Raw genomic sequence first — 21,910 nt, forward strand, 5'->3', positions numbered from 1 at the left:
GCCTCAACCCCCAGGCCTACCTGAAAGACGTAATGGAAAGGTTGCCGACACAGCGTGCGTCAAAGATCAGCGAACTACTGCCGCATAATTGGCGGCCGTAGCAATGTGGGTTTGCCGGACGCTTACAATAAGCAGGTCGTAGTCAGCAGAGAAGCTCACATTTAGTTTTGGCGCGGAGATTAACTCGTTTCCTGATAGATCAACACGGTCTTCTTGATCGGCGATAGTTTGGGTGTTTGCAAGTGACAATTCAGTGTACTCAGTTTCAAGTACACCTACCGCAGCTTGTAATGTTAGGCGTTCGGTAACCCGTGCCCACAACTCAAGCTCTGCCCCCAGAATTTGAGAGCCTCCGGCGTTCTCTAGGAAGTTAGAAATACCGACCACGTTGATAAACTGTTGGTTGGTATAGTCATAGAGAAACGCCGCGCCATTTAAACGCACACTGCCTTCGGCCATGTCGGCTTTGAAACCAACTTCATAGGCGTCGATAAACTCCGGTGAAGCATAAGCGGTTTCGATAGGCCGTGGCTGGTAGTACACACCGCCGTTATAACTGCCGGCGCGATAACCGCGACTCACACTACCGTAGACCATTAAATCATCGCTAAAGCGATAATCGAGGCCGAGTTTACCGGTGAACTCCTGCTCTGGTGCATCCAATCTTGGTGCTGAATCCAGTGTGTAGGCTCCGTGAGTGTAACCCGCCTGCAGATAGTTGGTAAGCGCCGTTGGATTGGTGAGTAGGTTTTGTAAATCGAAAGTTGTTAACGGCAATGTGATCCACGCATTGTCTGTTCCGGTGGTGTTGCCGGGCACATAGCTACCCCGTGGGGAACCGTCGTTGCCAAGTCGTGAAATATTTAAATAACTGAGCGTGCTGTCGTCCTCGGTGTAGCGAAGCCCGAAATCCATGCCGAAATTCGCGGTAAAATCGAAGCGCATTTGCGTGTAAACCGCTGCAGTGGTTTTCTTGGTTTCCAAGCGCTGATCAATCATGCCAAAGTCAATTAAATATGGAAAAATTGGAATAGCATCTGGTTCGGCTATACCAACTCTTACATCAGGAATTTGGTCGAATATGTCATAAATATTTTGCATGTATAAATCTTCGCTGCCGTAATATACACCGGCGATGATATTGAACATGCCATCAAAGTTAGAGGTGAAACGTAGATCTTGGCTGAAGCTCACAGAATCTGAAGACCAGGTGATTTCCAGCAAGCCGTTGGGGCTGCCATCGGTGTCTGCCATTTGGTAGTAATCGGCATCCATATAGGAGCTGACCGAGGTAATCGTGTAGTTGTCGGCGTTGTAATTCATGGTTAACACCGTCAGTTCGGTATTGGTAATCAATGCGCCGATCCGGTTTGCTTCAGTTTCATGAAAGTCGAGGTTACGGGTACCGCTTGAATAGCCTATATAGTCTATAAAACCATTGGAGTTACCTTCTAATCCGGTGCCGCGCAGGTCTGTGCGGGCCTCATGACGCACAGGCGTACTTAGGGAATCGTTGCCCGACTTGGTGATTTTTAATATTGCGTCTAGCTTGTCGTTAATAATCCAGTTGAGACTGAGGCGAAGGCCTTGGAAATCGGTTTGCGCCGCGTTGGTATCTTGGCCAACGACTTCAGCATAGCCTTCGTCGCGCTTTAAACTGCCTGAAATTCGTGCGGCAAGTACGTCGTCAATTAATACGGCCTCGGTGCCGGCCTCGAGTGAGGTGGCGTTGTAGCTCCCGATACCGCCTTTGATGTACGTGCTGCCTTCGCCGCTAAATCCGGGGGTGCGAGTAATAATATTGATTGCGCCGCCTGTGGTGTTTTTCCCGTATAGCGTCCCTTGTGGTCCACGCAGTACTTCCAGACGCTCGATATCGAAGAAGTTTGCACCGTGGCTATATACGGGGCCTAAGTAAGCTTCGTCCACATAGACACCAATAGGACTGGCTTGGTTAGAGCTGTAATCCGACATGCTCACACCGCGTATAGAGAATATCGGTTGCACATCACCGTAGGGGCCACTGACCTGCATATTAGGTACTTGTGCAGACACATCGTTGGCGTTTCTAAAGCCAAGCTTGTCTAGCATATCGGCACTAACACCGGTCACAGCAATGGGAATATCTTGGGCGCTTTCGCTGCGTTTTTGGGCCGTAACTAGAACCTCTTCTAATGCTGGCGCGGCAGTGGCATGGCTTGCTGTGAGCAGGGCCAAGCTACTTAAACTGGTATTGAGAAGGAATTGGCGTGTGAATTTCGAAACGGGCACGGGTGTACTCCTAAAATGATGACGACTCAAAGACTGGGCTGTTAATCCACTTGTGAGGTGTATCGTATATACCTAAAGTCTTATGACGTATTAGTTATTATTTGGTCTTAATACTAGAACAAGATGTCGAAAGTGCGACATCAAACGTTAAAAGTATTATGTAACTGCTCATTATAATTGATAAGCTATGTAGAAATTCGGACATTTCTGGGGTCTGGCGGACAAAATTTCATCTAGCTTCAATCGACCTTTCCGGAGTGTGTACGACAAATAAACGAGTTTTGATTTCATTAAACAGTCAAAAAGTGCAAATAAAAATGAAAACCTGGGACTTCTGTCGTAGCGTCACAAGTGTACAAATACTGGTCGCCTTAGGCGTTGAACACGGTGCAAAGCAATCTGCCTTGCTACTGAACACGGGTTTAAATCAACAGAGCTTAAATAACCCCGAGACCATCGTTGAAGCCAGCGATGAGCTTATGGTCATTCGTAACTTGATACGTGAATTACCGGATTTGGCTGGTGTTGGTTTATACGCGGGTGAGCGTTATCACTTGTCGGTTTACGGAATTTGGGGTTTTGCCCTAGCCAGTAGTCCCACTACGCGCAAGGCCGTTGAGTTATCGCAAACTTATCAGGAGCTGACCTTTGTTTTTTCCGGATTTACCGTAGAAGAGACTGGGGAATACGTTAGCCTAGTGTTTGATAATTCTGATCTACCGGCAGATGTGGCTTTGTTCTCAATAGAGCGAGAGATTCAAGCGGCCATGCTGATTATTCGCGAAATTGTAGGGCCGCAGCTGACCGAGGAATGGGTGACCTTTAGACATGCGCCGCCACCGCATCATGAATTATATCAGCGGTTTTTCCGTGGTAGGGTCGATTTTTCCGCGCCGCAAAACGCGTTGATATTTCCACGCCGGCTTTTGGATGAGCCAAGAATGGTTGGCAACGATACCACGGCGAGTTTGCTAGATAAGCAGTGCTCGGAGCTTATTGCTAAACGCTCGGCGCGCAAAGGTGTGTCTGGAAAGGTGCGCGACATACTCCTGCGTCAAAAGCCGATGACGATGGATATGGAGTTGGTCGCAGAATCGTTGTGTATGACATCGCGCACCCTGCGCAGAAAGTTGGACGCAGAGAGCACGTCATTTCGACAGCTAGTTGACGAAATCCGGATGACTCTTGCGGAAGAAATGTTGACCGGTACCCGGCTTAGTGTCGAACAAATTGCTGAACGGCTCTGCTACGCCGATGCATCTAGCTTTTCCCAAGCGTTTAAGCGCATGAGCGGCCAAACGCCGGGGGCGTTGCGAAAGCGAGGCACCGCTGCATAGTGTCGCGCCTAATTGCTTGCGAGGGTATTTTTACTTGGTATAAAACTCATTGCCCTTTCAGTAAGGGCCGTGATCGTCAAACTGGGATTCACGCCGAGGTTGGCACCTAGCATTGAGCCATCGCAAACATAGGCATTTTGATATCCGAACAAGCGGTTTTGGCTATCAATTACGCCACTCTCTGCTGACTCACTCATGCCGCAGCCACCCATACAATGAGCCGTGGTTGGAATATTAAAAAATATTTCCGACACCATGCTGGCGCCCGTGCCATTCATTTGTTCGGCACTATCGGCCACAAATTTATTCGCGGCGGGAATAAAGGACGGAATGGGCTCGCCCTCGGTTTGTAAGACCTTGGTAAAGGGGAAATACCAAGGTCGGCGATAGCGCATATTTAAATGCCCATCAACGGTTTGCATACATAGAAAAATAATCGTTTCTTTGGCAAAGCCAAAGGGGTTGCAAGCGCGCAGCGTTTTTATGGGATGACGCAGCAGGGACATTAAAAGCGTCGCCAGCCATAAAAACGGCCTAAGTAAACCGGGTTTACCACCGGTGAGGGGCGTAAATAATAAACTCAATAAATCGTGGCCTTTGCCGTAGCGTGTGGCTTCGATATGGGTGTATTGATCGAGGTAGAAACCCGAACCAATGGCCACACCCTTTGACATATCCTCACCACCAGAAAAGCGCAGCGCGAGTAAGGATTCTGCATTGGTGCGAACGCGATTGCCAAGTTCATCAGAAATATTGGGCATTGACCCCGATTGCTTGAGTTTGAACAAAAGCTCCTGTGTACCTAAGGAGCTCGCGGCAAAAATAACTTTCTTAGCAGTAAAGCGACGTTTATTTTTTGTGAATAGCGATGTGCCGTGACGGGTGAATATCTCGTAGCCTGTTTCGCCGTCTTTGCCGTCTAGTGGTTGTACATCGCTAACACGGGTCTGTTCAAAAACGCTCGCGCCTTTTTTCTCAGCAAGATAAAGATAATTTTTATCTAGAGAATTTTTCGCGTTATGGACACAACCGGTCATGCAGCTACCGCAGCCTATGCAGCTTGAGCGCTCCGGACCTTCTCCATTAAAATACGGGTCGGCATACACTTTACCGCCGCCTACGTCGTCTTCGTCGCCAAAGAAAACACCGACATCGGTTTTGTAAAAGGTGTCGTGTCTTCCTTGGGCGATGGCCATTTTTTCCAGCGCATGGTCGGCGGCAGCAAAGCGCTGGTTTTTATTCACGCCCAACATGCGTTTTGCGGTGGCGTAGTGATCGGGCATGACGGCCTGCCAATTGTCTAAACCCTGCCAGCTACCATCCGACCACACAGAGTCCGGCGGTACCAATAAGGTATTTGCATAGGTTACTGAGCCGCCTCCCACCGCATTGCCGTGCAAGACCATAACGTGTTTAAAAAACCGTAAACTGAAAAAACCGCGTAAACCAAGAAGGGGTCGCCATAAAAAGTCCCATACTTTCCAGTTGGTGGGCGGCATATTCTCGGGGCCCCAGCGGCGACCCATTTCCATTACACCAACGGAGTAACCCTTTTCACTAAGGCGCAAAGCCGAGACACTGCCCCCAAATCCGGAGCCAATAATAATGACATCGAAATCGTACTCAGTAGCCATAATCGTCCACCTAATTGTTATTTTTTATTGCGCTAAAAATATAGTCAGAGCGCTTAAAATTTCTATTGCGACGACGGAAGGTAAAGGTAAAGCCGGGCCACAACTGCGTTATTTTCCCCGAGCGGTGTTTATACCAGCTGTCGCAGCCGGTCGCCCATATCGAGCCGCCCAATAATTTTTGTAAGCCTTCGTTGTATTCTCGCTGTACGTCTAATTTCACTTCTACTGTAGCAGAATTACTTTCGTCGGAAGCTTGCAGTATTCGACTAATCGCCTGAACTTGGGTCTCAATCATATATACCATCGAGCTATGCCCAAGGGTGACATTTGGACCCACGATAAAAAATAAATTGGGAAAACCGTGCACGCTTGAACCCAAATACGCTTCTTCGCCGTTCTGCCAAGTTTGCGATAATTGCTCGCCATTGCGACCGTAAATCATCGCGGCGATGGGGTTGTCGGTGGCGTAAAAACCCGTACCGAAGATAATACAATCTACCTCATGTTCAATATTGTCCTGGGTAATAATGCTGTGCTCGCGAATCTCCCGTATACCCTTGGTCACCACGTCTACATTCGGCTTTTGCAGTGCTGGATACCAATCATTGGAGACCAAAATTCGCTTGCAGCCAATGGGATAGTCGGGTGTTAGTTTGGACCTAAGTGCGGGATCTGCTACCTGACGCGCAATATGTTTAATGGCCGAACGACGAAATAAATTCATTAGGGATGGGTGCAAGACCATGCCAAGTACCCGCGATTCATTCTGACAGTAAATCTTGGCGCGGATTATTTTGCGCGTAATAGGAATATGTTTGAAAAGCCATTTTTCAATGCGGCTATAGGGACGATCGCCACGCGGAATGAGCCAGTTCGGAGTGCGCTGGAATACAGACAATTTTGCCGGTATGCCCGCAATTTCTGGTACAAACTGGATAGCCGATGCGCCGGTGCCAATAACCGCAACCCGCTTGCCTGGCAGCGAGTAGTCGTGATCCCAGTTTGCGGAGTGAAAATGATGACCCGCAAAGGCTTCTACGCCGGGTATATCCGGCAGTTTTGGTTCTGCTAAACCGCCATTGCCACTGATCACAAATCGGGACTTAAAATTTCCCCCAGATGTTTTGACCAGCCAACTGCTGTCGGTATCGTCGTAGCGGGCTTCACTTAGGGTGTGATCAAAACGAATATGCGGGCGCAATTGCCATTTGTCGGCAACCTTTCTTAAATAGGCTTCTAATTCAGGTTGGGTGGGGTATACCCGCGACCAGTCTGGATTAGGTTCAAAGGAGAAGGAGTATAAATGGGACGGTACATCGCAGGCCGCGCCGGGGTAGCGATTATCCCTCCATGTGCCGCCGACATCTTTAGCGCGTTCAATAATAATGAAATCGCTGATGCCCATTTCTTTTAAGCGGATCGCCATACCAAGACCGGCGAAGCCAGTGCCGACAATTAAAATTTGGGTTGCCTTAACGTCTAATGTGTTATTGAACTCTGTAGTGGCCATAAAGCGATCCTGCTATTTTTCTTATCATGTGAAAATGAGAATAGCCATCATATAGTGATGCGCAGATCGTTCTATGTGGGGGACGGACACTGACTGTAGAATTTCGGACAGCGGTTTTTCGGAGGAATGCCGATGGAAGACGTGATTACGTGGCTTTCACACCACGCTTTTGATTAAGCAATTTAAGCCCCAGATGAAGTGAAACAAAGAACATGATGGCCATACACAGCATAGTAATGCCAATATACAAAAACAGGTCGGGTGCCTGCATCATCATTGACATCAGCGAGTCTTGGTAGAAAAAGAACCATTGGTGATCATCAGGAAATATCCAACGGTGTGCTGCGTAAAAGACTTCAACCCAGCCCACTGATATCACCGCCACCGCAAGACCCGCTATTAATACAGAGTTAACCGCGAGTATTTGTTTGTAGTTGGGTAGTGGCCAGCGCTTGACTAAGAATAGCGCTATCAGAATAGACCATAGCGTGATTGCATAGGGCGCAATTTTTTGGGTAAGCGTGATTAAGTTCGCCACGTCTTGTAGGTGAACAATTTCTGCTCGATGTAGCAGGGGTATTTTCGTGTTTGGTCTTGGTGAGTATGTGATGTCTTTTAAGCCTTCACCCTGATGGGTAATGGCGACGCAAATTTGGTGGAATATGTGTATACGCTGTGCGCGGTCGGTTTGCTCAAAGCCTACGCGATAGCGATTTTCCGGGCCAGTTTCCGCGATGGTCTCGGCAATGCCGATATTGTCGTGCCAAAATCCATAAAAGAAATCGACACCCAATAAGGCCTGCCAACTTAAGTATAGGCCTGTAATGAGACACAAGGTGCTGTAAGCGAGGTGTCGCAGGGGTAATACGAGTTTAGCGAGCATGACGCGGTTGGCGGCTACGAATCATTTAGCGGTCTCAGTTAGGGGGCGCACGATAGTGGGCAGCGTGCGGCAGAGTTTAAGTATTGTGTGCCTTTCTGTTTGCTACGGGGTGTAACTATAGCATCATAGAATAATTGCATCCTGTTGAACTGGGATCACGCGTTTTCATTTTGAGAATCTTTCATGGACAGAACAAAACCAGCTAGATCAATCGGTATTCTTGCCAGCCTACATCCTCGGCGGATTATGCAGATATTAGATGACATTGATGGGTCATCACCTAGCTATAGTCTTGATCGTCCGCAGGCACTGCGTAGAGTGTTTACTGTCCTTGCCTGCGTTTCATTATGCCTGCTTCTTATACATTACCTTAAATATTCAAGTGTCTTCCTAGAGCTTTTGAAAATACTTAGCGGCGTGGCGGAAAAATCACCGAATTATCTCTACCTAAAATTGCGTCAAACGGGATTTTTAGAACTTGTTACTTATGGATGGTGGACATTCTGGCATATTGTTGGCTACGTGGTCATTCCCGCTATAGTGATTAGATATTTACTCCGCGATAAAGTCGTCAATTTCGGTTGGCGTTGGAATACCACATCCCAGCATTGGCGTGCATACGCCTTGCTGCTTTCGCCAATTTTGGTGTTTATTGTGATAGCCTCGTTTAACCGAGATTTTTTGGCTCATTACCCTTTCTATAAACAAGCAGGTCGTAGTTGGTTTGATTTTGTAGCGTGGGAGTTGTTGTATTTAACGCAGTTTATATGTCTAGAATTTTTCTTTCGTGGCTTCTTTTTGCAGGCATTGCGACCTGCTGTTGGTGCCAATGCCGTGTGGATAATGTGCGTGCCATATTTGATGATTCACTTTCCGAAGTTATGGCCAGAGGCCTTCGGCGCCATTTCTTTTGGTTTGTTTTTAGGCCTATTAGCGATGCGGTCGAAATCAATTTGGGGCGGCTTTTTTGTCCACGCCGGTGTGGCGGTGGGGATGGATGTCGCGTCATTAGTTCAACAAGGGCGGCTCCCAAAGGTGGTCTGGCCGTTTTAGGATTTTTAAATACAGTTTTTATTTTAGAAAGTTATTATTTTAAGAGATAAAATTATGTTTTCTTTAAACAAAGCAAACTTATTTCGGCAGCAAGCTTATATTAATGGTGATTGGGTCGACGCCGCGTCTGGCGATGTTAAGTCGGTTTATAACCCTGCTACAGGCCAGTTAATAGGCACCATTCCCTGCATCAGCGAATTGGAAACTCGAGATGCGATTGCTGCGGCCGAGGTCGCTTGGAGATCATGGCGCAAGCGCACGGCGAAGGATCGAAGTGCGTTACTGCGCCGTTGGTTTACTCTGATTCAAGATAACGCCGAAGACATTGCCCAGATCATGACCGCAGAGCAAGGTAAACCTCTTGCGGAGGCTAGAGGTGAGGTTCAATACGCGGCGTCGTTTATAGAGTGGTTTTCTGAAGAAGCAAAACGAACTTACGGCGACGTAATTCCAAGCCCCGCTAGCGATAAACGTCTTATTGTGGTGAAAGAGCCAGTCGGAGTCTGTGCTGCTATCACCCCATGGAATTTTCCGGCCGCGATGATAACGCGTAAAGCAGCACCTGCCTTGGCGGCGGGCTGCACCATGCTGGTGAGACCTGCAGATGCAACACCGTTTACCGCATTGGCTTTGGCAGTTCTAGCGGAGGAAGCGGGGATTCCTGCTGGGGTGTTAAATATATTAACGGGTAAGTCTCGTATTATAGGCGCCGAGCTGACATCTAATCCCATAGTGCGTAAATTATCATTTACCGGCTCGACTGAAGTCGGCCGAACCCTAATGGCGCAGTGCGCGCCGACATTAAAAAAATTGTCGATGGAGCTGGGCGGCAACGCACCCTTTATTGTGTTTGACGATGCAGATTTAGATGCCGCGGTAGAGGGCGCTATGGCATCTAAATTCCGTAACACTGGGCAAACTTGTGTGTGCACAAATAGGTTGTATGTGCATGATAAAGTTTATGATCTTTTTGCAGAAAAACTAACTAACGCGGTTAACGCCTTGAAGGTGGGTAATGGCGTTGATGAAGGTGTTACGCTGGGCCCGCTTATTGATGAGGATGCCGTTTTAAAAGTTGAGCAACATATTAGCAACGCAGTCGAATTGGGTGCCACGGTATTAAGCGGCGGCAAGCGTCACGCGCTAGGCGGTCATTTTTTTGAGCCGACGGTATTGCTTAATGTGACCCAAGATATGTGCATTGCGCGTGAAGAAACCTTTGGACCACTCGCGCCTATTTTCCGTTTTCACAGCGACGATGAAGTTATTCAGTCGGCTAATGATACTGAGTTTGGCTTGGCGAGCTATTTCTATAGTCGCGATATTAACAGGGTATGGAAAGTGGCCGAAGCATTAGAGTACGGAATGGTTGGTATTAACACTGGCTTAGTTTCAAATGAGGTCGCTCCTTTCGGTGGTGTAAAACAGTCTGGCTTTGGCCGCGAAGGTTCGCACTATGGTATTGATGAATATCAGGTCCTCAAATATATGTGCATGGGTGGGCTTGAGTAAAAACAATTGACGGCATTTCAGGTTTTCAGTCTTTGCTTTTTAAGCGATGGCACGAGTCGTCTAAACTTCAATAATGTCTGTGCAGGCACACAATAGTGCTAAGCTTGGGTGATTATCTTCCCTGCTATTCGCGCAGGGATGAAGGAAAAGTTTGCGTCGTTGGTGGATGAGAAATAATTTTGCTATCTAAGTTACCCAGGTGGATTGAATACGGCGCGTTTATTTTGGCACTAGTTGCCGGGTGTATTAATGCGATCGGCCTTTTGGGATTTGAACATCAATCGGTTTCCCATCTCTCTGGTACAGCGACATTACTCGGCACCAGTTTCTTGGGTGATTCCTTTGAAAATACACTGCATTTAGCGGGAATATTGTTTGCCTTTTTTACGGGCGCGTCGATATCTGGTTTTTTACTCCATGGTGGTCGTTTAAAACTTGGGCGCCGTTACGACATCGCCTTACTCTTGGAGGCGATGTTTATTTTTGTCGCGTTATTTTTATTGTCGAAAGGTTATTTTTCCGGGCAGTTAGCCGCGTCATTGGCCTGTGGTATTCAGAATGGCTTGGCGACCACTTATAGTGGCGCGGTAATCCGTACAACCCATTTAACGGGTATTTTTACTGACCTTGGTCTTATGCTCGGTGCGGCGCTTAAAGGAGAGGCGTTTGATAAACGAAAGGCGGCGCTTTTTACACATATTATTGTTGGCTTTGTGCTCGGCGGCACCCTTGGCGCGTATTTGTTTATCTTATTTAAATTTCAAGCCTTACTGGTTCCGGGATGTATTTGCGTCATCTTAGCGGCGGTGTATCGAAGCTACTTAAAAAATAAAATTACATAAACCAGCGCGCAGCAAAGGGCACAAATATCGCAGTGAACGTGCCGGTTAAGCATAGCGCTAAACTGGAGAAGGCGCCCGCCACGGGACTGCGTTCAAAGGCCCTTGAGGTGCCAATAGCGTGGGCGGACAGCCCGAGACAAAATCCCCAAAGCCGATCATCTTGAATATCTAGTTTTTCGAATAACCATGTCACTGTGGTGATACCCACTACGCCGGTGAGAATGACCGACGCCACCGCGATGGTGGTGACACCGCCAATGTCTTGGGTCACCGTGATCGCGATGGGCGTAGTGATAGATTTGGTGGTGAGGGATAACAAGGTGCTGTGATTGGCGCCAAATAGCCAGGCAATGATCAGCGCAGAGGCGGACGCGAAAATAGCGCCGACTGTAACAGTGATGAGTAGCGGCCCTGCCATATTCCGCAATAGATGGAGTTGTCGATACAAGGGAACGGCCAGCGCGACGGTAGCAGGCCCTAATAAAAACGTCAGCCAGTTAATATTTTGATAGTAGGCGTGATAGTCCTGCTGCAGCAGCATTAGCGCCGCTGCGATTAATGTGGCACCACTGATTGTGGGGTGAAACAGGGCGAGGCGGCCGCTACGGGTATATACAAACATCGCCCCTTGGTAAGCCAATAAGGTGAGCGTGATCGCAAATAGTGGCCCGTGTAATAGTTCGCTCATGCGCGGTCTTTCCGGTCTTTATCTGTTCGACCGTGCAGGAAACGTATTAATAATCCGCAGAAAACCAGTGTACAGAGTGTGCCCAAAGTGACCGCAGCGATAAACGCGGGCCATTGGTCAGCAAAGCCGGCACCCAGAAAAAACACACCGGCGGCGGGTGCCATCAGCAGCATGGGCAGTAATTCAATAAGTCGCTGGCTGCCAATTTCTAAATCTTTTGGTACGTCGCCGCGAATACAAAGGCCTATAAACAGTATCAGCATGCCAATGACAGGGCCGGGCAGTGGTAGCCCGAGCGCCCGCTGGATAAACTCACCCAGTAGTTGGCAGCCGATAAGGCTTAGGAAGCCAGCAAGCATTAGCGCTTTAGCATGGGCAGGGCGCTGACAATGGCCGCCAAGCCTAGTCCGATAAAGGCAAACATAGACCAATTGGGCATGCTTAGGCCAAAGAGGGTCCAGACGATTTCTGCACAGTTTCCGTCGCCCAGCATTAGGGTGCTAAAGGCTTCACCAAAGGGCAGGTTACTGAACATATATTCTAAGCTGGGGCCGCAGGCGGGCACTTGGTCTGGTGGCAGGCTTTGCAGCCACACTTGGCGATAGGCTACCGATCCACCTGCAATGGTGGTGACCAACATCAACCCCGTGGCGACATAGCGGCCTTTTTGGTGAGGGTTGGCAATGAGGGAGATAAGTGCAACCAGCGCGGTTAACACGAAAAAGGCGCGCTGGGTTATGCAGAGTGGGCAAGGGTGCAGGCCATCGAAATATTGTGTGTAAAGCGCGTAGCCCAATAGGCAGCAACAGCTGGCGGCAATAAAGGCATAGATCCATCGGGGCGTCAGTGACATAGTGTTTTCTCTCTTCGTAAGCGCCATACAGTAGGGGATTGTGTAAATGCTGACAAGTACGACCTTGGTCGCTGTTGTTAGTGCCGGTTTCGGCGATTTTTTAAGGACTCGCTGGCACGCTAAATTCTTCTGCCAATTGGCTTAGCAATGCGGGGTAAAGAGCGCCGAATTGCTGGTCAATAAACGGCAGTAATCGCGCGAGTTCATGTCCGCAGTAGCTTAGCGGGTTTTCCCTTGGCACTCGTTTGGCAATACGGCCTAGCATGGCTTCGATATTATTCCAGCTGTCCATTTTACTTAGTACATCGTAGTCGGCCAAAAAACCGATTTGGCGCATAGCAGCACGGGGGTACTTGTCTTTGCTATTTAAGAGTTGCTGATAGCAGTGTTGGGTAAAGATTTCTATTGGTGTTGGGTGCAAGTCATTCCAGCGCAGACTAAGGCAATGGTCAAAACACACGTCGAGCATAATGCCGCCGTAGCGCCGGTAGCTCGACGGGAGTTGATCTAGGCATTCGACTACCAGTGGGTGGCTGTCGGTGAGCGCATCAATCCGACGGTGAAGCCGAATACCAACTTCCCATTCTTTGGGGTAGTCTCCTCGCAGTCGCCCTTTGACAAAATCGCCAAGAAGCCCGCCGATCAGCAGGCCCTGTGGATCTAAGTCGCAGCGTCCTGCGACCGCCGTGGCCAAATGGAAGTGGGCGAGATAATTCACAGATCCTGGTATTGCTGATAGAAGCGGCTCAGGTACTCGTCAAAACTCTCGCTTTGCTCCGCCTCAACCTTGGCTTGAGCTGCCATAGAGTCTTCACGCAGGCTCGCAAAGCGTTGACGTTCCTCTTCGCTTAGGCCCCGCTCGCGAAATACCTTGGCATGTTCGACGGATTGCGCCATGGCGTAGTGGTAATAACTGTCATTGCGTTGCTCTAATGCCGCGACGATTTGCGCCGAGGGTGTTAGCGACACATCGTGAACTTTGGCTAACTGCACAGTGCAGCTTTCATTATAGGCTGTTGTGTCATGCGCCGTGTCGAGTTGCGCGGCAATGCGACTGATTTGGCCGATGAGCTCTTCTGCCCATTCCGTCATTAGGCGAGAATTGCCGCTCTGATCAAGCATTAAGCCCGGCTCGCGTCCGCGATTCACCACAGCGAGTAAATTACTGCTGATCTCGGCATTGTTATCGTCGTCACACGGCGGGCTGTCTTGGTAGAGACAGAACAGTAAAAATGCGTCGATAAAGCGAATTTGCTCGTCGTTAATACCCACTGGCAACATGGGGTTCACATCAATACAGCGCACCTCTATGTACTCCACTCCGCCGCGTCGCAATGCGCCGAGAGGAATCTCGCCGCTCTCGGTGACACGCTTAGGGCGAATGGGGCTGTAAAACTCATTTTCTATTTGCAGTAGGCCAGAAGACAGCTGTTCTTCGCGTGGGATTTTCTCGTAGTCACCGTGCGAGGTGGTGATGGCGCCTTTCAGTGTTTCTACATAGAAATCTAAATGGTTGTAGCAAATGTGCAGATTTTTCTGGGCATCGCTTTGGTAGCCGAGATCACCCATCCTCAGAGAAGTCGAGTGGGGGCCGTATAGTGTGTACTCACCAAGGGCTTCCAATTGATGGGGTTTGCCGTTTAAAAAGCAGCGAGATACGGCGGGGGCGGCGCCAAACAAGTAGATCAGTAGCCACGCGTAGCGGCGGAAGTTACGGATCATGCCAAAGTAATTATTGGTGATGAAGATTTTTAGCGAAAGATCACTATTTTCTGCGGTATGGAGTTCTTGCCATACGGATTTAGGCAGCGAGAAATTATAGTGAATTCCCGCGATGGTTTGCATTTTGCGACCGTAGCGATGACCTAGGCCAAGGCGGTAGCGGGTTTTCATGGTGGCGGTATTGCTGATGCCATAACGCGCTACCGGAATAGCGTCGTCTTCCTCGCCAAGACGGCAGGGCATACTCGCATTCCAGATAGTTTCATCTTTCAACTCGCTGACCGCAAAGCGATGGATGGCATCGAGCTCGTTTAAGGTGTCGTCTATAGAGTTGCTAACTGGCGTAATGAACTCTAGCAGCGCCTCTGAAAAGTCGGTGGTGATTGACGGATGCGTGAGCGCCGAACCGAAGGCTGCGGGATGCTCTGTCTGTGCCAGAACTCCGTTTTGGTCTGCTCTGAGGCTTTCCTTCTCAATGCCGCGTTGGATTTGCGTTAATAAATGTTGTTTTTCGGTAGCTGCAAAAAATGCCAGTCTTGTTTCTAGCGATGTGGCCAAAATTGCGTCCTCAGCGGAGCATGAAAAGGCCGCTAAGTGTAAATCCGTGTAGGTTTGCGAACAAGCGTTGTGAATGACGGGATTGTCATCTTTATAAAGTACTGATAAAACAATGGGCTGGATAAGGAGAACGATGATGTCTGAACCGCAAGCCGGTATTTTTGCTGAAGGGAGCACCTCCCATTTTTTCTTGGAATTCACCGTGATAGACGGTATTGGCGCTGGCCAGCTTAGTGAAACACTGGCTAAGGCTATCGCGCTAAGCAATGTTGGTGTTAATAGAGTGTGGGCGTTTGGTGCAGATTGCTGGCGAATGATAGCCCCCGCAGGCAGCCCTGCAGAATTAAAACCCTTCGCTGCAATTGGGGAAGGTAAGCGTGTTGCACCGGCTACGCAACGAGGGATTTTATTGTGGCTGCACGGTGATAATCACAGTGCTAACTTCGATGCGGCGATGGCAGCGACCGGTGTCTTGGCGCCGGTGGCGATGCTGCAGTTAGAGAAAATCGGTTTTTTGTATAAAGATTCCCGTGACTTAACGGGCTTTATCGACGGTACCGAAAACCCGAAAGGGCGCGGTCAGCAAACGGTAGCGCTGATTCCCGAAGGCGAACCCCATGCCGGTGGCAGTTATGTGTTGAGCCAACAGTGGGTCCATCATTTGTCATCCTTCCACGCGCTAAGTCAGGCTGAGCAGGAGGCGGTGATAGGCCGCACTAAACCAGACAGCATTGAGCTTGAAGATGATGTAATGCCTGAAAACTCCCACGTAAGCCGCAGTGATGTGAAAATAAATGGCGTGTCGCAAAAATTATATCGGCGCAGTGTGCCCTATGGCGGCGTATTAGAACATGGTTTATATTTTCTGGCATTTAGCTGCGATATTCGTCGATTCGACAATATATTGCAGAGTATGTTTGGGGTGAGTGGCGACGGTATTCACGATCATTTGACTGATTTCTCTACCCCTGTGAGTGGAAATTACTGGTTTGCTCCCTCGGCGGCTGAACTTTCTTTAATAGGGTCTCTCTAATCATTTGAAGTCTCCTACTCTAGGTATTTTTGAGCGCTCTTATGAGCGCTCTTTTTTTGCCTAAAATTTGTCAGCCTTTCCTTTTATGTATTCCTGAAGCGCGACTGATAGCTCCCCGTCCAATACGGAACTACTTTACTCGGAAGAGTTTGCTTGGCATTGTTCACATCTGTTAAGTGATCAGCTAACACATGGGGATAATAATGAAAAAGATCCATCTGCCCGCCTTGCGTTGCGCGGGTTTAGTTTGTGCGTCGTTACTAGTCGTCGCTTGCGGAAAAACACCAGCGCCACCCGCGTTAGATGCTGCGCCGGTCGTTGCAAAGGAGTGGAATAAGCATGGCGGAACCGACGCGGAGCAACGTTTTTCTGTTCTAAAACAAATTACACCCGAAAATATCGATCAATTAGGTTTAGCGTGGGCTTTTGACTTTGGCGTCAGTCGGGGTATTGAGGCAACACCGTTGGTGGTTGATGGTGTCATCTATGTCACCGCAACGTGGAATAAAGTATTTGCTCTGGACGCGAGATCTGGCGAGCTGCTCTGGCAATTTGATCCGCAGGTAGACCGCAGTAAAGCGGCTGACTTGTGTTGCGATGCGGTGAATCGCGGCGTGGCGTATTCCAACGGCAAAATTATTACCGGCACCATTGATGGCCGTTTATTGGCGGTCGATGCCAAAACCGGCAAAAAGCTGTGGGACGTGATTACCGTAGATCAAAGTAAACCCTACACTATTACTGGCGCGCCCCGTATTGTTAATGGCAAGGCGATTGTCGGTAATGGTGGCGCGGAATATGGCGTTCGCGGTTATGTCACGGCTTACGACATTAGTAATGGCGAGATGCTCTGGCGCTTTTACACCGTTCCCGGCAATCCGGAAGAGGGCTTTGAGAGTCCACAGATGGCCAAGGCCGCTAAGACTTGGAATGGCGAGTGGTGGAAGTACGGCGGTGGCGGCACGGCGTGGGATTCCATGGCCTACGACCCCGAGCTAGATTTACTGTATGTCGGCGTGGGTAATGGCTCTCCGTGGAATCAAAATATTCGCAGCCCCGGTGGTGGCGATAACCTTTACCTTTCTTCCATTGTGGCTTTGCGACCCGATACCGGTGAATACGTTTGGCACTACCAAACCACACCCGGTGAGACCTGGGATTACACCGCAACCCAACACATGATTTTGGCGGATCTGGAGATAAACGGAAAAAACCGCAAAGTCATCATGCAGGCGCCCAAAAATGGTTTCTTCTATGTAATAGACCGCGCTACCGGGGAACTCCTATCAGCTAAAAATTACGTGCCGGTGAATTGGGCTAGCCACATCGACATGGAAACTGGGCGCCCAGTAGAAGTACCTGGTGCGCGCTGGGGCGGTAAGGCGCCATACTTGCAGTTGCCGGGGCCAATGGGCGGACATAACTGGCACCCTATGTCGTTTAATCCGGGTACTGGCTTAGTCTATATTCCTGTGTTGGAAACGCCCTTTGTTTACGCGGATGATCAAGGTTTCTCGTATAAGGAAGGACGATGGAATACCGGGTCAGACAGTTCCATGGCGTCGCTACCCACGGATCTCGCACAATTTAAAGCGGTAAAAGCCGCCGTAAAAGGCCGACTTTTGGCATGGGACCCAGTAAACCAGAAGCCGGTTTGGCAGGTGGAACACAATAGCCCATGGAATGGTGGCGTGCTTTCAACCGCAGGTGGTTTGGTTTTCCAAGGCAATGCGGATGCCAAATTAGTCGCCTACCGCGCCGATACCGGTGAGCGCGTGTGGGACTTTTTTGCGCAAACCGGCATTGTCGCGCCGCCGATCAGCTATGAGTTAGACGGCGAGCAGTATATTGCCGTGGCGTCTGGCTGGGGCGGTGTGTTTGCGCTGCTTTACGGCGGGCTATTTCCTGCCGAAAGCGATCCCGGGGTTGGCCGCTTAATGGTATTTAAACTCGGTGCTAAAGCTGCACTGCCCGCCTTGGCGGATTCCAATATAGCGAAACCGACGCCACCAACATCCAACGCCGATGTGGCAACTATTGCCAAGGGTAAGTTTATTTACGACACCAATTGCTCGGTTTGCCATGGCGACCACGTCATTTCTAGCGGCCTGATTCCAGATTTACGTTGGTCACCGCTATTAGTTACAGACGATGCTATGCAAGCGGTGGTGATTGATGGTGCTTTAACCTCCCGAGGTATGCCGTCATTTAAAGGCAATATAAGCAAGGACGATTTAGCAGCGTTGCGCGCCTTTATCATCTCGGCAGCGAACGATGGACTAGAAGCTAAGTTGGAAATAAGAAAATAGGTTTGCGTTGTGGCGCCAGATACTCTGCCGCCACCGTCTACAAAATATTTTCGCTGTGCTTGCTCACTTGTTAAAATCTGTGGGTTGTGACGGTTGACATGATTCGCACGATCCCTGATTCTCGGCGTTCTTTAAATAATAATTCTGACGGTAAATGAATAGTTCGGCTTTTCTCGCCTTGGGCGCATTGGTGCTTGGTATATTTATTATTCCAGCGCTACTTCTTAAAAATGATAGTCATAAGATTGCTAATCGTTTATTGGCGGTTTCGTTGATCTGTCAAATGACGACGGCCGCGTCTATCTTATTTAGTCACTATCGATGGCTAGATCTTAGGAATGCGAATTTCCTGCTGATTTCGCTATCGTCTTGCAGCGTGGTGTTTTTGCTTGCTTATGTGAAAAAGATGGTGACGCCAAGCTACCAGTTTACGGCAGCAAATTTGCTCTTATTGCTGCCGTTCTTTGTCTTGGTTTATTTAATGAAAGACGCAATTCACATCGATGCGCGCGCCTTGGCTGATGCTCGCGGTGGTTGGCCGCCGACGCCGTTGGCGGTGTTTGGAATTTTACTTTATGCCTTGCAAGGCGCGTATTTAGTTGTTGCAGAAAAACTAACGCGATCACATACCTTGGCCATAGAGAATGAATTTTCTAATAAAGAACGCATTGAGTTGCGATGGCTGCGGATCTTAATATGCGCGTATTTGAGTTTGTTAGCGCTCGGATTGGCAATCAGTTTAATTCGCTTGTTACCCGGCATCGAGCTGTGGCCGCGTTCAATTTATTACACTGCGTCTATCGTGGTAATTTATTATTTGATCGGTTTCACCGCGGTTATTCAGCCCGATATTTTCGCTAGCCAAAAACAGCGCCTTGATAACATCGACGACACGCATGATCTTGCCTCCGGTGTCAACGCAGGCAAGTATGAAACAAGCTCACTTACGCAAACGCTAGCACAGTCGCTGTGGCGGGATTTGCAAGTGCTGATGGAGGATCGCGCACCCTACCTTAAGAATGACCTTCGACTTTCCGATTTGGCTGAGATGGCGAAAATACCTCCAAATCATTTAAGCCAAATAATTAATCAATATGCCGGTAAAAACTTTTTTGAGTTTATAAATGAATATCGAATTGCGCAGGCGATTCGGCTCCTTGCACAGCAGCCTAACGCCAAGATAATTACTATTGCGTTGGAATCAGGCTTCAATTCTCAGTCGGCATTTTACAAACAGTTCAAAAAGTCGACAGGACATACACCGAAGCAGTACATGATCGAGACGGTGCCAAGTAAAGTGAAAAGGGAGACCTAGTCTGGGAATTCATAGTTGTGCATATAAGTTAGTAGCTGCCAACACTCTCATTTTATAAAGTGAGAGTGGTCATTATTTACTTAAGTGATTGTTAGTAATCAACTTATTCAACAATAAGGAGTGCGTTGTCTAAACACACACTATGTACTCTCACTTTGTAAAGCAAGAGGTACACACGCAAGTTCCAATCCACGATTAGTACGGAAAGCCGAGTGCCAAGAGTATCGGCTGATCGCCAAAACAATAATTGTTGAGATAGGAATTTGGAATATGAACAGTCGATTTTCGATAAAACAAATCATCACAGCCAGTGTTGTAATTACAAGCCTAAACGTGTTTTCCCCTTCAGCGTCAGCGCTTAATATTCTTTTGAGTAACGACGACGGACTTACTAGCAATGTAAAAGCGCTATATACCGCGTTGAAGAATGCAGGCCATGATGTGCTCGTATCGACACCCTGTCAGGGTCAAAGCGGAATGGGTGGTGCCGTTCAGTTTTTGCGTCCCTTAACGCCGCTAAGCAATGCCTGTTTAAATAATGCTGCCGCCGCAGGCGATCCCGGCGCTGGTCAAATCACAAAAGTCGAAGATGGCTATGACTACAGCGACTTCTATTATGTGAATGGTACTCCAGTGATGGCCACCGCATATGGCCTTGATGTGCTCGCTCAAGCTCGCTGGGGTAAGTATCCTGATCTGTTGCTTTCCGGCCCGAACGAAGGGCGGAATACAGGCTATATTGTTAGCTCCTCAGGCACGGTAAATAACGTTCAATTTGCAGGTGGTCGCGGAGTGCCAGCTATCGCGCTAAGTGGTGGAATTGAAAGCAAGGGCGTTAAAGACGAGGCCGGTAATTACGATGACAGTCCAGACTCAGTAGTGATCGCCAATCTGAGTGTGAAGCTTTTGGATGTGTTAATCACTAAGGCAGCCGGTGGTCCTTTGCTACCGGAAAGAATGCTATTAAACGTTAATTTTCCGGATGTCGTAACGGCGACCACCGCATTCAAGTTCTCACGCATTGGCAGTGCTCAGGAATTAGAATTTGTATTTGTATCTGACTTGTCGCAAGACTCCTTCGCGCAATCGCAAGGCTTAGGTTCGTTCACCTTTCCCGGTGTATCCATTCGGTTTGCAGATGGCGAGATTGATCCAGACCAAGCCTCAGACGAAGCCCATGTTTCAGAGTCCGCGGTATCGGTTACCGCTATGCAGCTCTCTTATGATCATAGTCAATATGGTCAGCAATGGTTGCAGCTTCGTTTACGCGATTTGCTGTCAAAATAGGTGAGGGACAATAAATGAAAAATATATTTTATTTTATCTTGGTGATTGCCGTGTCGTTTCTTGTCGCTTGCGACGATAACGGCGGAAAAAGCAGCACCGCTAAACTGACCGTCGATGAGCTTGAAAGTGGGCGATACACAGTAAGTGTAGGCGATGAGAATTCACCGTCTATCGGAAAGTATTACGCAGGTAATGGTAATAGCCGTTTTGTGTTTATAGAGAGTGTCGATGGCAAAGTCGCACAAATCTACCGACGTACACAGAATGGTGAGTGGACTGCGGTGCCGAATATTCGCGAAGATACGACGATAAAACTTGTAAATAGTACGCCGGTTTTGGATCAGAACATCGGTTTGGCTGAATTGCCAAGTGGTTTTGTGACAAAAACCTCCTTAGATCAAGTTGTGAAATTTGCCCTTGGCAGCAACGGTAGATTAACCGCTGAGGCAGGAGATTGTCATATTGTAGGCACGGTCTCGGAAGGCGATATAGAAGGATTGCTCGCAGTGGCACTGACATCTGAAAATTGCGATTTACCGGAAGAAATGGACGGTGTTTTGGTGATCGATAGTGATTATCAGCCAGCTGTGTTTAGATTGATTGCTAGCAGGGGTGAAGAAATTATGGATCTTTGGATCTATCAAGAATAAATTTTATTTTTAGTATGTGTCGCTATTAACACAAGCACTATTAAGGGTAGTGCTTGTGTTGTAATTTTTTACAACTAGTATCTATGTGGGGAAAAATCATGGATGATTACATAGAGTATTAATTAAAAAATTGTTATTGGAACTTAATTTTTGGTTCGAAGTCCTAACAATGTCAATTTTCTGAATAGGCTATGAAACATTATGAAAAATATTCTGACCGTAAGCAGCTTGACATTTGCAGCGTTTTTTCTAGTAGCATGCTCAGATGATAAAGCAGCAGCGCCAGCCGAAAAGATGGGTTCGACAGCTATCAGTATTGATGCTGGTATTAACCCGGCGATCAAAAGTATCTGATATAATGCGCGAATGGACGAAAAAATTGATGCAAGAAAATTATCCTTAGAAGTTCTTGAAGAAAAACGCCGACAGGCGCATCGACTTCGGAAACGCGGA

Annotated in this window: 20 protein-coding genes; 11 read left to right on the forward strand and 9 right to left on the reverse strand. The window is 48.4% G+C overall.

The annotated features are described in order from the left end of the window. Window positions 1–101: transposase domain-containing protein (locus tag O9X78_RS18895; protein WP_269621308.1), on the forward strand; the 101-nt coding region annotated here is incomplete at its 5' end. On the opposite strand, the gene O9X78_RS18900 is transcribed toward O9X78_RS18895, so the two are convergent. Beyond that, window positions 67–2,271, reverse strand: a complete 2,205-nt coding sequence (locus tag O9X78_RS18900) for a TonB-dependent receptor (protein ID WP_269621289.1) — start codon at window positions 2,269–2,271, stop codon at window positions 67–69. The two genes, O9X78_RS18895 and O9X78_RS18900, sit on opposite strands and share 35 nt — an antisense overlap. A 317-nt stretch (window positions 2,272–2,588) precedes the next feature. Between O9X78_RS18900 and O9X78_RS18905 the strand changes: the two genes are divergently transcribed. Then, complete coding sequence (locus O9X78_RS18905) at window positions 2,589–3,608, forward strand: AraC family transcriptional regulator (protein WP_269621290.1); 1,020 nt, start codon at window positions 2,589–2,591, stop codon at window positions 3,606–3,608. A gap of 8 nt (window positions 3,609–3,616) precedes the next feature. On the opposite strand, the gene choxAB is transcribed toward O9X78_RS18905, so the two are convergent. The 3 genes from choxAB to O9X78_RS18920 form a co-directional block, all read right to left on the reverse strand. Continuing rightward, window positions 3,617–5,242 (reverse strand): cholesterol oxidase, encoded by a 1,626-nt coding sequence (choxAB, locus tag O9X78_RS18910; RefSeq protein ID WP_269621291.1) that lies wholly within the window; start codon window positions 5,240–5,242, stop codon window positions 3,617–3,619. Between the two features lie 10 nt (window positions 5,243–5,252). Further along, window positions 5,253–6,752 (reverse strand): flavin-containing monooxygenase, encoded by a 1,500-nt coding sequence (locus tag O9X78_RS18915; protein WP_269621292.1) that lies wholly within the window; start codon window positions 6,750–6,752, stop codon window positions 5,253–5,255. A 145-nt stretch (window positions 6,753–6,897) separates the two neighbouring features. Further along, window positions 6,898–7,635: a lipoprotein intramolecular transacylase Lit gene (locus O9X78_RS18920; RefSeq protein ID WP_269621293.1), complete on the reverse strand. Its 738-nt coding sequence runs from the start codon at window positions 7,633–7,635 to the stop codon at window positions 6,898–6,900. Between the two features lie 183 nt (window positions 7,636–7,818). Here O9X78_RS18920 and O9X78_RS18925 point away from each other — a divergent pair, with 183 nt between their 5' ends. The 3 genes from O9X78_RS18925 (at window position 7,819) to O9X78_RS18935 (ending at window position 11,042) form a co-directional block, all read left to right on the forward strand. Next, on the forward strand, window positions 7,819–8,688 hold the full coding sequence (locus O9X78_RS18925; RefSeq protein ID WP_269621294.1) for a CPBP family intramembrane glutamic endopeptidase: 870 nt from the start codon (window positions 7,819–7,821) through the stop codon (window positions 8,686–8,688). A gap of 54 nt (window positions 8,689–8,742) precedes the next feature. Further along, window positions 8,743–10,200: an NAD-dependent succinate-semialdehyde dehydrogenase gene (locus O9X78_RS18930; protein WP_269621295.1), complete on the forward strand. Its 1,458-nt coding sequence runs from the start codon at window positions 8,743–8,745 to the stop codon at window positions 10,198–10,200. A gap of 179 nt (window positions 10,201–10,379) precedes the next feature. After that, window positions 10,380–11,042: a YoaK family protein gene (locus tag O9X78_RS18935; RefSeq protein WP_269621296.1), complete on the forward strand. Its 663-nt coding sequence runs from the start codon at window positions 10,380–10,382 to the stop codon at window positions 11,040–11,042. Here the strand turns inward: O9X78_RS18935 and O9X78_RS18940 are convergent. The 5 genes from O9X78_RS18940 to gshA form a co-directional block, all read right to left on the reverse strand. Continuing rightward, on the reverse strand, window positions 11,035–11,730 hold the full coding sequence (locus O9X78_RS18940) for an LrgB family protein (protein WP_269621297.1): 696 nt from the start codon (window positions 11,728–11,730) through the stop codon (window positions 11,035–11,037). The genes O9X78_RS18935 and O9X78_RS18940 overlap by 8 nt on opposite strands. Further along, window positions 11,727–12,089, reverse strand: coding sequence for a CidA/LrgA family protein (locus O9X78_RS18945; RefSeq protein ID WP_269621298.1), 363 nt, complete (start codon window positions 12,087–12,089; stop codon window positions 11,727–11,729). Before O9X78_RS18945 ends, O9X78_RS18940 begins: the two co-directional genes overlap by 4 nt. Then, entirely contained in the window at window positions 12,089–12,583 is a 495-nt protein-coding gene (locus O9X78_RS18950) for a disulfide bond formation protein B (protein ID WP_269621299.1), read from the reverse strand. The genes O9X78_RS18945 and O9X78_RS18950 overlap by 1 nt, the downstream gene beginning before the upstream one ends. Window positions 12,584–12,683: 100 nt before the next feature. After that, window positions 12,684–13,301, reverse strand: a complete 618-nt coding sequence (locus tag O9X78_RS18955) for an acyl carrier protein phosphodiesterase (protein ID WP_269621300.1) — start codon at window positions 13,299–13,301, stop codon at window positions 12,684–12,686. Further along, window positions 13,298–14,863, reverse strand: a complete 1,566-nt coding sequence (gene gshA, locus O9X78_RS18960; protein ID WP_269621301.1) for a glutamate--cysteine ligase — start codon at window positions 14,861–14,863, stop codon at window positions 13,298–13,300. The genes O9X78_RS18955 and gshA overlap by 4 nt, the downstream gene beginning before the upstream one ends. 136 nt (window positions 14,864–14,999) lie before the next feature. Here gshA and O9X78_RS18965 point away from each other — a divergent pair, with 136 nt between their 5' ends. The 6 genes from O9X78_RS18965 (at window position 15,000) to O9X78_RS18990 (ending at window position 21,811) form a co-directional block, all read left to right on the forward strand. After that, window positions 15,000–15,896, forward strand: a complete 897-nt coding sequence (locus O9X78_RS18965) for a Dyp-type peroxidase (protein ID WP_269621302.1) — start codon at window positions 15,000–15,002, stop codon at window positions 15,894–15,896. A 203-nt stretch (window positions 15,897–16,099) separates the two neighbouring features. Then, complete coding sequence (locus O9X78_RS18970; protein WP_269621303.1) at window positions 16,100–18,205, forward strand: PQQ-dependent dehydrogenase, methanol/ethanol family; 2,106 nt, start codon at window positions 16,100–16,102, stop codon at window positions 18,203–18,205. A 154-nt stretch (window positions 18,206–18,359) separates the two neighbouring features. After that, window positions 18,360–19,520, forward strand: a complete 1,161-nt coding sequence (locus O9X78_RS18975; RefSeq protein WP_269621304.1) for a helix-turn-helix domain-containing protein — start codon at window positions 18,360–18,362, stop codon at window positions 19,518–19,520. A gap of 270 nt (window positions 19,521–19,790) precedes the next feature. Beyond that, a complete protein-coding gene (locus O9X78_RS18980) occupies window positions 19,791–20,807 on the forward strand; it encodes a 5'/3'-nucleotidase SurE (protein ID WP_269621305.1) in 1,017 nt (338 codons plus the stop codon). 14 nt (window positions 20,808–20,821) lie between these two features. Continuing rightward, entirely contained in the window at window positions 20,822–21,457 is a 636-nt protein-coding gene (locus O9X78_RS18985; RefSeq protein WP_269621306.1) for a hypothetical protein, read from the forward strand. 201 nt (window positions 21,458–21,658) lie between these two features. Beyond that, on the forward strand, window positions 21,659–21,811 hold the full coding sequence (locus O9X78_RS18990; protein WP_269621307.1) for a hypothetical protein: 153 nt from the start codon (window positions 21,659–21,661) through the stop codon (window positions 21,809–21,811). The last annotated feature ends 99 nt before the right edge of the window (window positions 21,812–21,910 follow it).

The sequence above is a fragment of the Zhongshania aquatica genome (genome assembly GCF_027257955.1).
GTDB classification, from domain to species: Bacteria; Pseudomonadota; Gammaproteobacteria; order Pseudomonadales; family Spongiibacteraceae; genus Spongiibacter; species Spongiibacter aquatica.